We start from the raw sequence: 12,644 nt of genomic DNA, 5'->3' as shown, positions 1-12,644 counted from the left end.
CTTCTTCGGCTTTACGTGCTTCTTCGGCTTTTGTATTTTCAATATTGGTATTGGTTGGTCGTGTAGATGGCGTTCCACCTCCACCACAGGCTGCCAAGCTTAAAGCGATAACGGTTACTGTGCTTACTTTTTTTAAAGACATAGATGCTTCCTTTGTAATGGGTAGGTTGATAATTAAAATACTAATGTATTATCAACCAGTTATTTTAAAATATCAAGCAAATAATTTACAAAAACAACAGAACTGTTAATTTTTGCAACAATCGGCTATTCATAATTCTTAATTATGCATACCGAACAAGACAAAATTGATTTTAGTGAACGCTTGAAAACCGCAATCAGACTGGCGGGTTTGGATAATCTTTCCAACGCCAGCCTTGCCAACCGCTTCAATCTGCGCCATCCCAATCAATCCGTTAGTACGTAGGCTTTCCATCATTGGTTGGTCGGACGTTCGATTCCGACGCCCGATAAAATCGAAACGCTGGCGAAATGGCTGGATACCAGCGGAGAATGGTTGCGGCACGGACGAATGTTGGAAGAAGGTGGGGCAGTTTCCCCGCAAGAGGCGTTGTTGTTGAAATATTTCCGCACGCTGTCGCCGGAAAAGCAGGAGGCGTTGATTACTTTGCTTCATAAAGCGGAGGATTGAGTTTTAATCACAAAAAGGTCGTCTGAAAACGGAAATCTCGTTTTCAGACGACCTTTTATATTAATAATATTCGGGGCAATTAGATATATTGAACCGAAATAATATCGTATTCGCGAACGCCGCCGGGGGCTTGTACTTCGGCTACGTCGCCTTCTTCTTTACCGATTAGGGCGCGGGCGATGGGAGAGCCGACATAGATTTTGCCTTCTTTGATGTCCGCTTCGTCTTCGCCTACGATTTGATAGGTAACGTGTTCTTCACTTTCTAAGTCTTCCAGCGTTACGGTCGTACCGAAGACGATTTTGCCTTCGGCGTGGATTTCGGCAGGATTGATGATGTGTGCCATGGATAGTTTGTGTTCCAGCTCGGAAATACGACCTTCGATAAAGCCTTGTTTTTCTTTGGCGGCTTCATATTCGGCATTTTCAGACAGGTCGCCGTGTGAACGGGCTTCGGCGATGGCTTCGATGATTTCGGGGCGAGCGACGCTTTTGAGGCGTTGCAATTCTTGTTTGAGCAATTCTGCGCCGCGCGCGGTCAATGGAATTTTTTGCATGGTTTGTCTTCTCCGCAAAAGCGTTTGGGCTGCTTTTGCCTGGTAAATACGCGGTAAACATAGTCCGCAAAATGAAAATAAAAATACAAGCCGCCTAAATCTCGGCGGCTTGTCTGTGTAAGAATGAATGGCGGTATTGTACCAAAATCAGGGGAAACTGCAATGGCAACCGGCTTTTTCCCTGCTCTGGTGTGGTTTTAGTCCAAATGTTCGCTGCTTTGCGCCAAAACGGTACGGTTGCCGTTAGTTTCGGCAGGCGAAACGATGCCGTCTGCTTCCATTTGGTCAATCAGGCGGGCGGCGCGGTTGTAGCCGATGCGTAATTGACGCTGGATGCCGGAAATGCTGGCTTTGCGCGTTTTCAGAACGACAGAGACTGCTTCGTCATACATCGGATCGACTTCGCTGTCGCTGCTGCGGCTGATGCCCGGCAGATCGTCGGTTGTGCCGCTCATCAGAATATCGTCGATGTAATCGGGCTCGCCGAATTGTTTCAGATATTCGACTACGCGGTGTACTTCGTCGTCTGAAGCGAACGCACCGTGAACACGTTGCGGATAGCCTGTTCCGGGCGGCAGGAACAGCATATCGCCTTGCCCGAGCAGGTTTTCCGCGCCCATTTGGTCGAGAATCGTGCGACTGTCGATTTTGCTGGACACTTGGAATGCGATACGTGTCGGGATGTTGGCTTTGATCAGGCCTGTGATGACATCGACGCTGGGGCGTTGTGTGGCAAGGATCAAATGGATACCTGCCGCGCGGGCTTTCTGGGCGAGACGGGCAATCAGTTCTTCGATTTTCTTACCTGCGGTCATCATCAAATCGGCAAATTCGTCAACCACGACGACGATAAACGGCAGTTTTTCCAAAGGTTCGGGATTGTCGGGCGTCAGGCTGAACGGGTTGGCGATTTTTATGCCTTGCGCGGCGGCCTCCATGATTTTTTGGTTGAAGCCAGCAAGGTTGCGCACGCCTACATGGCTCATCAGACGGTAGCGTTTTTCCATTTCGTTGACGCACCAGTTGAGCGCGTTGGCCGCCAGCTTCATATCGGTAACGACAGGCGCGAGTAGGTGCGGAATGCCTTCGTAAATGCTCAATTCCAGCATTTTCGGGTCGATCATAATCATGCGCACGTCTTCAGGCGTCGCTTTGAAGAGCATGGACAGAATCATGGCGTTAACGCCGACCGATTTACCCGAACCGGTCGTACCGGCAACCAGCAAATGCGGCGCTTTGCCTAAGTCGGTAACGACGGGCTGTCCGGTAATGTCCTGACCGAGCGCGAGCGTGAGCTTGGATTTGGATTCGGTAAACGCGGGCGAATTGAAGATTTCGCTCAGGCGTATCATTTGCCGTTTCGGGTTCGGCAGTTCCAAACCCATGCAGGTTTTGCCGGGAATGGTTTCGACAACGCGGATAGAGGCAACGCCAAGCGAACGGGCGAGGTCTTTTTCGAGATTTATGACTGAACTGCCACGCACACCGACATCAGGTTCGATTTCGTAACGTGTAATCACCGGACCTGAATAGCAATCCACGACTTTGACTTTGACCTTGAATTCCGCCAGTTTTTCTTCGATGGTGATGCTGTTGTTCAGCAATTCTTCTTCGGTCTGCGTCGCGGCAGGGTCGAATTGGGGCGGAAGGAGCAAGTCTGTGGTCGGCAGAGGTTGGCTCAGGTCGTCTGAAAATTCGTAAAATGCTTGGGTATCCTCTTCCGAATCCTCATCAAAATCATCAGCAGTATAAGCAGCCGTATGATCGGAATGATGTACCGACTGATGATGTTCAAAAGCAGAAATTTCCGCATCTTCCGTACGGACGGATTCAGTTTCAGTGTTGCTCTGTAAATCTTCGCCTGCAACTTCATCCTCAGTTTCAGATTCGCTGATTAAATAATCATGAATCGAACGGACGGGATTGTCGCTGACATGCGCGTTGACTTCGGAAGGGAAAGTAGGAATTTCCAAGCCAGAACGTATCATCTGGGGCTCAAAGATTTCCGGCGCGACAGGCGGTGGCGTAAAGCTGGGCGGCTCCGGAATATCAATCGGCGTTGGGATGACGGCAGGCACTTCAGGTGGCTCGACTACGGTTGCAGTAGGGGCAGGCTGTCTTGAAATATAGACGGCTTTTTCTTTTGGCGCAGCGGCAGGTTCGGTGCGAATTGTTTTAGGCGGGAACAGCGGTTTGCGTACAACCGAAGGCGCAACCGTTTGCTCGGGCTGCGGATTGGTTTCTTCCGACAATTTCATCTGTGCGGCAGCAGATTGCTGCTTGCGTGCCAGTTTTTCCGCCGCCGCTTCAGCGTGGCGGACCGTCCGTCGGCGGCTTGCAGGAATCAGGTTTGCCAGAATTTCATCGTTTTGGATGATTTGCGGCTGGAAGTCGCGCACAGGCGCAACGGCGGCGGCAAGGCGTTGGCGGGCTGCCGTACTTCGCGCCAATGTATTTCGGATGTCGGTCACATCAATCTCTGCACGGCTGTCCAGATTATCAACGGCAGGCAAAATGGCTTCGCGTTCCGCCGTGCGCAGCGCGGTTTGCACGGTTTCGATATGCGGCGCACTGGCTTTGGGGATTTGAATGCCGTTGACGCCTGCCATGACGCGCTCACGGGTTCGGCGCAATACGGGATCGTTGAAATCGATAATCTGCAAACCTTTCATCGGCGTAACCGACGCGCGGATAAGCTGGATTTCCTCTTCATCGCTACTCCAATCCTCAGTAGGATGGCTTACGGTCTGCTGCTCTTCCCATTCCTGCAATGCCGCTTCATTGAGCGAACGGGTTGCCTCTTCCAGAGTAATTTCTTCAAAGCCTTCGTCTTTAACGATACGGGGAATATATTCAGGCTCTTCAGTTTCGACGAAAGGAACGATATATGGCGCATCTTTTCTTTCGGATGCGTGGTGTTGGCGGGTTTCGGATTGGTAAACAGGTTCTGCCGGTGAATTTTCAGACGACCTTTCGACGTCAGCCTCTTGATAATATGCGCGCTTTGCTTCTTGGCTTTCAAAGAAATCCGCTATATCTGGCATACCGGCTTCAGTTTCTTCGTTTTCGGCGTTTACCTGTTCTTCTATTGATTGCTCTTGCTGCGGAGTGTAACGCGCCGCCATCAGGCGCAGACGTGCGATGGTTTTTCCGTATGCTGCTTTGGCATCTTCCGAAAATTGATGTGGAGAATCAGCATCCTGATCGTGAGGAATATATGTGCCCTCTTGCAAGCCGCGCTCTAAGCGCGCCAATTCGTGCTGCCACTCACGCTCTTGTTTTCTGTGCAGCCAAAATACGCCGCAAATGGCACACAATAAAATGATAATCAGCACAGTCCAAAACATTCGCTGTTTCCCTTGAAATAAACGGCAAAGGTTGTTATTTTAGCGTGTTTCAGCACTAAACAAAACAAGTCCGCCGCGAATTTCGTCTGCGGGGTATAATGCAGGTCGTCTGAATATTTACCCTCGGTCTGGTTTCGTATGAATTTTCAAGCCGCATGGTTCTCCAGTTCGATTTTGGCCGCTGCTTGGCTGCTGTTGTCCATTCTGCTTCTCGCTTGCGCGCGTCCGGCATGGCGATCCATGCAGAAACACCATTCCGCCTCCATCCTCTCCGCCCTGATACTGACGACCGCATGGTGTCTGAATGCGATGACTGACGAAGGACAGCTTGCGCAAATGAGCTATCACCTGCTTGCCATGAATTTGGTTGCGCTGATGATTGGTGCGCCTGCTGCGTTATGGCTGGGTTCGGCTTTGCTCCTTCCTTATCTTTTGTTGTTCAACGGTGGCGACGGATATGCCTATCCCGTCAACGCCCTCGCCCTGCTCTTGCCACCGCTTGTCGTCAATCAACTCTCTTGCCGCTTAGTCAACCGTCTTCCTGCGAATATTTTTATCTTTATTTTTGTCAACGGCTTCATCGCATCCGCCGTAGGTATGATGCTGACCGGACTGGTGCTGGTCAGCGTTTTGGATCTCAGCCATGCCTTTCCGACATCGGTACTTTGGACTACCGCCCTCCCCATTTTCATCCTGATTGCTTGGGCGGAAGCATTCCTCAGCGGCATCACTACCGCCATTTTCATTGCGCTCAGACCGCAATGGATCAACACTTTTGACGACAACCGATATTTGAAATCCAGCAATAAAATCTGGTAAACATCTCAAGGGTCGTCTGAAAACTATTTTGAAGCGTTTTATTCAACAAATTTGATTTTCAGACGACCTTTTTCATATGTTCTCTTTAAACTGATCCATACAAACCAAAACAGCCGATACTTTCCCGTATCGGCTGTTCCTGTTTACTGCTTAATCGATATCCACTTTATTGGTGCTTAGGCAGCTCTTTCAAAGTCAGCGGCTGAATGTACCAAATATCGCGGCAGTAGTCGGCGATGGAACGGTCTGACGAGAAGAAGCCCATATTGGCGATGTTGATCAACGCGGATTTACGCCACGCGGCAACATCGCGGTAGTGTTCGTCCGCTTTGTATTGCGTGTCGATATAGCTGCGGAAATCCGCCATCAGTTGATAGAAGTCGCCGTAAGGTTGCAGGACGTCGTTGTAGCGGTTCGGCTCTTCCGGTGAGAACGTGCCGTTGCTGATTTGGTTGACGACGCGGCGCAGGTCGTTGTCGCGCTCGATGTAGCTTAACGGGTCGTAACCGTTGCGGCGGATTTCTTCCACTTGCTCGACGGTGTTACCGAAGATAAAGCAGTTGTCCGCGCCGACCTTTTCCAAAATTTCGACGTTCGCGCCGTCCAGCGTACCCATACAGAGCGCGCCGTTGAGGGCGAATTTCATGTTGCTGGTGCCCGATGCCTCCGTACCTGCCAATGAGATTTGTTCGTGCAAATCGGCGGCGGGGATGATGATTTGGGCGAGGCTGACGCTGTAATTCGGGATATAGACGACTTTAATCAAATCGCGGATGCGTTCGTCGTTGTTGATGGTTTTGGCTACATCGTTAATCAGGCGGATGATTTTTTTCGCCATGTAGTAAGCGGATGCAGCTTTACCGGAGAAGATGAAGACACGCGGTTGCCAGTCCAAATCCGGGTTTTCCAAGATTTTGTTGTAGCGGTCGACGATGTGCATCAAATTCAATGCTTGGCGTTTGTATTCGTGGATGCGTTTGATTTGGATGTCAAACAATGCGTCCGTGTTCACTTTGATGCCTAATTCGGTTTCGATGTATTTGGCGAGGCGTTCTTTGGCGGCTTTTTTCACTGCGCCGAATTCTGCCTGTACGCTTGCATCGTCAACTTTTTCGTTGAGCTTGGTCAGGTTGTCCAAATGCAGGCGCCAGTCTTGTTCGCCCAAATGTTTGTCGAGGAAACGGGTCAATTCGGGATTGGCGATGTTGATCCAGCGGCGCGGGGTCACGCCGTTGGTTACGTTGGTAAAGCGTTCGGGGAACACTTTGGCAAAGTCGGCGAAAATGGAAGTCGTCATCAGGTCGGAGTGGATTTTCGCCACGCCGTTGACTTTGTGCGAACCGATGACTGCCAACCATGCCATGCGGACGCGGCGGCCGTGGGTCTCATCAATGATGGATACGCGGCGGACGAAGTCGTCGTCGAAGTTGCCGATGGCGCGCAGGGCGTTCAGGAAGTAGGCGTTGATTTCAAAGATGATGTCCAAATGACGCGGCAGCAGGCGGCCCATCAAATCAACCGGCCAAGTTTCCAAGGCTTCGCTCATCAGGGTGTGGTTGGTGTAAGAGAAAATCTTACAGCACATATTCCATGCTTCGGTCCACGCGATGCCTTCTTCGTCAATCAGGATGCGCATCAGCTCGGGAATTGCCAGCACGGGATGGGTGTCGTTCAGATGGATGGCGACTTTGTCGGCAAGGTTTTTAATGCTGGGGAAACGGCATTTGTGGCGCGCTACGATGTCTTGTACGGATGCGGAAACCAGGAAATATTCTTGTTTCAAGCGCAGTTCGCGACCGCTGTCGGTGGAGTCGTTCGGATAGAGGACGCGTGAGATGTTTTCATCGCTGTTTTGCGCACGGACGGCGGATGCGTAATCGCCGCGGTTGAAGTCTGCCAAATCGAAGCGATTACCGGCGTGTGCCGTCCACAGGCGCAAGGGGTTGGCGACGTCACCGCCGTAGCCGGGGATGATTTCATCGTATGCCATCGCGGAAATTTCTTCACTCGGATGCCATTCTTTTTTGTCACCCATATTGATGACCTGTCCGCTGAAGCTGACAGCATATTGTTTGTTCGGGCGGCCGATTTGCCATGCCAAATCTTGGTCAAGCCACAAATCGGGTTTTTCGACCTGCTGGCCGTCCACGATTTCTTGTTTGAACATACCGTATTGATAGCGGATGCCGTAGCCCATGGCGGGAATGCGCAAGGTGGCGAGCGAGTCGAGGAAGCAGGCAGCCAAGCGACCCAAACCGCCGTTGCCCAAGCCGGGATCTTGTTCTTGTTCGCAGACATCGGCGAACTCTTTGCCCAATTGTTTGAACGCTTCTTCAAATTCGGCATAAACGCCTTCGTTAATCAAAGCGTTGACGAAGGCGCGTCCCAACAGGAATTCCATGGAGAGGTAGTAAACCATGCGTTTGCCGTTGTCAATGTGGGCGCGGCGGGTTTGCAGGAAGTCTTCCGCAATCAGGTCGCGCGCGGCGAGCATGGCGGCGTTGAGCCATTGGTGTTCGGTCGCCTCTTTCGGATCGACGCCCAAAATAAAAATCAATTTATAGACGATGGACTTGCGGATGGTTTCGGCATCCGGTTTCGGCATGACATAATCAAAACCTGAAATGGGTTGTTTTTTCTTAGCCATGATAGCCTTTCTCTGTTGAGGATGGGGTGATGAAGCGGGGAATTTATCGGTTTGTATAGTGGATTAACTTTAAACCAGTACGGCGCTGCCTCGCCTTTCCGTACTATCTGGATTTTGGGGAATTTTGCAAAGGTCTCTATCTGTACTATCTGCGGCTTCGTCGCCTTGTCCTGATTTAAATTTAATCCACTATATCTTCTGACGGTCTAGGGTCGTCTGAAAAGCCGTATGCCTTTATTTTCCGTCAAGCAAAGTCAATCAAGTAAATTTATTACTAATCTCCAGCATTATAACTAAGACAGCATGAATAATAGGTTTTTCTCTTAAAAACATCTAACTAGCTAAAAAGTATTACTTATCTGGTGATGCGTTTGTACGATGCAAAACCCAAATACCCATATGTTCGACTGTCAATTTACCGTCTTTATTGTAATTAAACTTCTCAGATGGTACGCAAGAAAGCTGCCAACTTCCTTGAGGCAGGTTAAATAACTGTTGACTACGTTTGGCGTTGACCAACAGCAGCCATTCATTGTCCAAAACAATCTGCATGGCTTTTGCGCTGCGATTGTGCCAACAAAGCTCGCTCATCGGTTCGCATTCTGCATTGAGCCAGCCGACGCGCTCTTTTTCCCACCAAACATCATCGCCCAGTAATTTAACTTCTTGACGCAGGAGGATTAAATCGCGCGTATAGCCTTGCAATGCTTCATCCGCCTGCTGCCAATCCAGCCAAGTAATCGGGTTGTCCTGACAGTAGCTGTTGTTGTTGCCCTGTTGGCTGTTGCCGAACTCGTCGCCCGCCAACAGCATCGGCGTGCCGTTGGCAAGGAACAGCGAGGCAAGCAAGGCTTTGGCGGTGTAGGAGCGGTCTTCCAAAACCGCCGCATCTTCGGTTTCGCCTTCAATGCCGTGGTTGTAACTGATGTTTTCGTTATGCCCGTCGCGGTTGTCTTCGCCGTTGGCATGGTTGTGTTTTTCGTTGTAACTGACCAAATCGTGCAGTGTGAAACCATCGTGTGCGGTGATGAAATTGATGCTGGCGGAAGGATGGCGGCCGCTGTGGTTGAAAATATCAGACGACCCCGCCAGACGTTCGGCAAACGCGCCCAAATTGCCGCTTTCCCACACCCAAAACGCGCGCATATCGTCGCGGAAACGTCCGTTCCACTCGGCAAAAGGCTGCGGGAAATTGCCCAAGTGATAGCCGCCTTCGCCGATGTCCCACGCCTCGACAATTAATTTGCAGCGTGCCAACACGGGGTCTTGATACACCACCTGAAAAAAACGTCCGTAAGCCTGAAAATCGGGTTCGCGCCCCAATACCGTTCCCAAGTCGAAGCGGAAACCGTCCACATGAAACTCCTCCGCCCAATAGCGCAAGCTGTCCGCCGCCCAACGGGTTACGTCGCGGCGGACGATGTTCAACGTATTGCCGCAGCCCGACCAATTTTCATAGCTGCCATCGGGCTTCAGCCAATACCACAAAGCATTGTCTATGCCGCGCTGGCACAGCATCGGGCCTTTTTCATCCTGCTCGGCGGTATGGTTGTATACGACATCCAAAATCACCTCCAAACCTGCTTGGTGCAAGGTTTTGACGGCTTGTTTGAACTCTTTCGCCGCGCGTTCAGCATCGGCGGCATAAGACGGCTCGACGGCAAAATGGGAATAAGTGTTGTAGCCCCAATAATTGCTCAAGCCCATTTTTTGCAGGTGGTATTCGTCCAAATGCTGGTGTACCGGCAGCAGCTCGACGGCGGTAACGCCCAAAGTTTTCAAATAATCAATCACGCGCGGATCGGTCAAGGCTTGATACGTTCCCGCGTGTTCCAAATCGGGGAACTGCTTGGTAAACCCTTTTACATGGGCTTCATACACTATCGTCCTGCCCCACGGATGGTTCGGGCGGTGCTCGTCACCCCAATCAAAATCATCGTCGCCCACCACCACGCTTTTGGGCGCCACCGCCGCATTGTCCCGCCCGTCTTCCGGACGGAACCACGCCATTTCCTCATCATCCCGATAACTCGGTTTGCCGTCGATTTTTTTGGAATACGGGTCAATCAACAATTTGTTCGGGTTGAAACACGAGCCGCCTGGCGCATCAGCACGTCCGTAAACACGAAAACCATACCGCTGCCCTGCCCTAACCTCCGGCACAAAGCCGTAAAATACTGACCCACGCCGCGAAGGCATTTCCAAACGAGTTTCCCCTCCCTTGTCAAAGAGGCACAGCTCGACTTTTTCGGCATGGATGGAAAACAGCGCAAAATTCGCCCCTTCCTCAGTCAGCGACACGCCCATCGGATAAGGCGCACCTTCTTCAATGCGCCATGTTTTGGTTTTCATTTTGTTTGTCCTGATTTGATGGAGACGCTTCGGGCTGCGCTTCCGGATAGATGTTCTTTTTATAGTGGATTAACTTTAAACCAGTACGGCGTTGCCTCGCCTTAAGCTCAAAGAGAACGATTCTCTAAGGTGCTGAAGCACCCAAGTGAATGGTTCCGTACTATCTGGATTTTGGGGAATTTTGCAAAGGTCTCTATCTGTACTATCTGCGGCTTCGTCGGCCTTGTCCTGATTTTTGTTAATCCACTATATAGTGGTGATGCTTGAAGGGAAAGAGGTCGTCTGAAAAGCAAAATCCCGTTTTCAGACGACCTCTTTTAGCCATAAACCTTTGTTTTAATTTGAGGCCGTCCGAATTTGAGCGCTATTAATTCGGCAACCTCACCGCCAACTCGGCAGGCCAAGCCGCCTTAGCGTCGGTTTTTACGAAACCATTGCCCGTCAGCCCGCCTTTCAGCAGGCGGTTGTATTTCACCGCCGTTTCGCGCGGCACTTGCAATTTCACTTTAAACATCAGCTTCGCACGTTCATCGACCGTTTCCACCGACTTGGGCGTAAACTGCGCATCCGTCGCGATAAATTTGATTTTGGCGGGAAACACCGCGTCAATGCCGTCCAAACAGATACGCGCATCATCATTGACTTTCAAACGGCTCATGCTGTCGGTCGGCAGGAAAATATTCATCGAAACATCGGCAGGATCAAGCAGGCTGACCACTTTCGAACCCGCCGCGACCACGTTGCCCGCTTCCGCAATAGTGTATTCCACCCTGCCGGCTATCGGCGCGCGGATGTTCATATCATCGTTGGCGGATGTGGCCGATTTGACTGCCGCCCTCGCCTGTTCCACACCGGCGCGTGCTTCTGCTTGTGCAGCGGCACTTTGCGCCACCGTCGCCCGCGCTTCGTCCCGCGCCGCTTCGGCTGCTTTGACCGCCGCAACAGCACGCTCATAATCCGCCTGACGTTTGGTGACTTCCGATTGCGACACCAGCTGGTCGGCAAGCAATTTGCGCGCATTGTCCAGCTCCATTTTCGCCACGCGCAGCTGCTGCCTGTTCGCGTCCACATTTGCCTGCGCGCGCGCAACCGTCTGCTTCATCTGCGCTTCGGCGGCTTTGGCACGCCCGACCGCCTCTTCTTGCCGCAATTCCGCCGCCCGCGCTTCTTCCAAACGGCTGTTGCTGGTTTCAGACGACAGTTCCGCCAGAATATCGCCCTCTTTCACGTCCGCGCCCTCTTCCACCAATACCGCCTTCACCCGCCCCGGATACAGGCTGGCGACATCAATGCGGTTCAGCTCCAGCCGCCCGTTGGATTGCGCAATCCATGCCGGCAGGGTTTCTTTTTGGTTTTGAAGGACATACCACACACCGCCCGCAGCCAGCGCGACGGCAAGAGAAGCAATAACAGCTTTTTTCATGTTGCGTTACACCTTAATCGTCAAAACGGACGCGCCTTAGAGCGGTAATGCGGAAACAGCGCGGCAAACGCCCAATCTATCCTTTGGTGGATGGACGAATCGGTCAGCAAATCCTCATGCCGCCCGTTCATCTCATCGGTCAGTATCCCCAGCATACGGTAGCGCGTGTTCATAATCATCGGCGAGATAACCGCGCCGTTGAGAAACTCAAACTGATTAAACAGAGCCAGTTCCGACACATCCTCCCTGCCGTTGCACGCCTTAATATGCTGAATCATCCCGCAGGCAAGCATCTTATGCTGCTTTTTCAACGCTTTGGTAATTAAATCCACGCCTTCTTCACTGTCCAGCAGCATCCTGTGTATCCACGCCAAATGCTCGCGTATCGTCACCGCCAGCCGCCAGACAATCTGATACAGCCGCTCCGTATCTTCGATATTTTGGGCAAAATCGAACGACACCCGCCCCAAAGCCCGATTGCTGTACTCAATCAACATCGCCTTCACAAATTCGTCTTTATCGGCAAACATCCTGTTGAACGTTTCCAAATTCGAATTCAAATGCTCCGCGATCGCCTGCTCGGACAGCCGCTTGTAGCCGCATCGGGGATAAAAATGAATGCCTGCGGAAATAAATTGCGCACTGGTTACACCGTTCATTATCTTCACCTCATCTGCCTGTATTGTTGTCATAGGACAAATATCCAAGACCCAAATGAAACAAAAATCTTCTGAAATATCAGGCTGCCTGCGGACGCTGCCATCAACCGTCAACACATCATCCCAACCCTGCCCGATACAAATGCCAACCAACTCTTATTTTATAGTGGATTAACTTTAAATCAGGAC

9 protein-coding genes are annotated in these 12,644 nt (G+C 51.3%); 3 read left to right on the top strand and 6 right to left on the bottom strand.

What is annotated here, in order from left to right:
• Positions 1–286 precede the first annotated feature (286 nt).
• Positions 287–427 (top strand): hypothetical protein, encoded by a 141-nt coding sequence (locus HMPREF2572_RS15060; RefSeq protein WP_246827783.1) that lies wholly within the window; start codon positions 287–289, stop codon positions 425–427.
• A gap of 15 nt (positions 428–442) precedes the next feature.
• Positions 443–652, top strand: coding sequence for a hypothetical protein (locus HMPREF2572_RS15055; RefSeq protein ID WP_246827782.1), 210 nt, complete (start codon positions 443–445; stop codon positions 650–652).
• A gap of 79 nt (positions 653–731) precedes the next feature.
• Here HMPREF2572_RS15055 and greA read toward each other — a convergent pair whose 3' ends face one another.
• Both greA and HMPREF2572_RS06660 read right to left on the bottom strand, forming a co-directional pair.
• Entirely contained in the window at positions 732–1,208 is a 477-nt protein-coding gene (gene greA / locus HMPREF2572_RS06665; protein WP_070497131.1) for a transcription elongation factor GreA, read from the bottom strand.
• Positions 1,209–1,405: 197 nt separating this feature from the next.
• A complete protein-coding gene (locus HMPREF2572_RS06660; protein WP_070497125.1) occupies positions 1,406–4,555 on the bottom strand; it encodes a DNA translocase FtsK in 3,150 nt (1,049 codons plus the stop codon).
• 138 nt (positions 4,556–4,693) lie between these two features.
• Here HMPREF2572_RS06660 and HMPREF2572_RS06655 point away from each other — a divergent pair, with 138 nt between their 5' ends.
• On the top strand, positions 4,694–5,374 hold the full coding sequence (locus HMPREF2572_RS06655) for an energy-coupling factor ABC transporter permease (protein WP_070497123.1): 681 nt from the start codon (positions 4,694–4,696) through the stop codon (positions 5,372–5,374).
• Positions 5,375–5,540: 166 nt separating this feature from the next.
• On the opposite strand, the gene HMPREF2572_RS06650 is transcribed toward HMPREF2572_RS06655, so the two are convergent.
• The 4 genes from HMPREF2572_RS06650 to HMPREF2572_RS06635 all read right to left on the bottom strand — a co-directional run bounded on the left by HMPREF2572_RS06650 (position 5,541) and on the right by HMPREF2572_RS06635 (position 12,488).
• Positions 5,541–8,021 (bottom strand): glycogen/starch/alpha-glucan phosphorylase, encoded by a 2,481-nt coding sequence (locus HMPREF2572_RS06650; RefSeq protein ID WP_070497118.1) that lies wholly within the window; start codon positions 8,019–8,021, stop codon positions 5,541–5,543.
• A 351-nt stretch (positions 8,022–8,372) separates the two neighbouring features.
• On the bottom strand, positions 8,373–10,373 hold the full coding sequence (gene glgX, locus HMPREF2572_RS06645) for a glycogen debranching protein GlgX (protein ID WP_070497115.1): 2,001 nt from the start codon (positions 10,371–10,373) through the stop codon (positions 8,373–8,375).
• A 367-nt stretch (positions 10,374–10,740) separates the two neighbouring features.
• Positions 10,741–11,796 (bottom strand): HlyD family secretion protein, encoded by a 1,056-nt coding sequence (locus tag HMPREF2572_RS06640; RefSeq protein WP_070497112.1) that lies wholly within the window; start codon positions 11,794–11,796, stop codon positions 10,741–10,743.
• A 20-nt stretch (positions 11,797–11,816) separates the two neighbouring features.
• Positions 11,817–12,488: a TetR/AcrR family transcriptional regulator gene (locus tag HMPREF2572_RS06635; RefSeq protein WP_070497109.1), complete on the bottom strand. Its 672-nt coding sequence runs from the start codon at positions 12,486–12,488 to the stop codon at positions 11,817–11,819.
• Positions 12,489–12,644: the final 156 nt, after the last annotated feature.

It is taken from the genome of Neisseria sp. HMSC064E01, assembly GCF_001808875.1.
GTDB lineage: Bacteria > Pseudomonadota > Gammaproteobacteria > Burkholderiales > Neisseriaceae > Neisseria > Neisseria sicca_A.
This window is presented reverse-complemented; position numbering and strand designations above follow the sequence as displayed.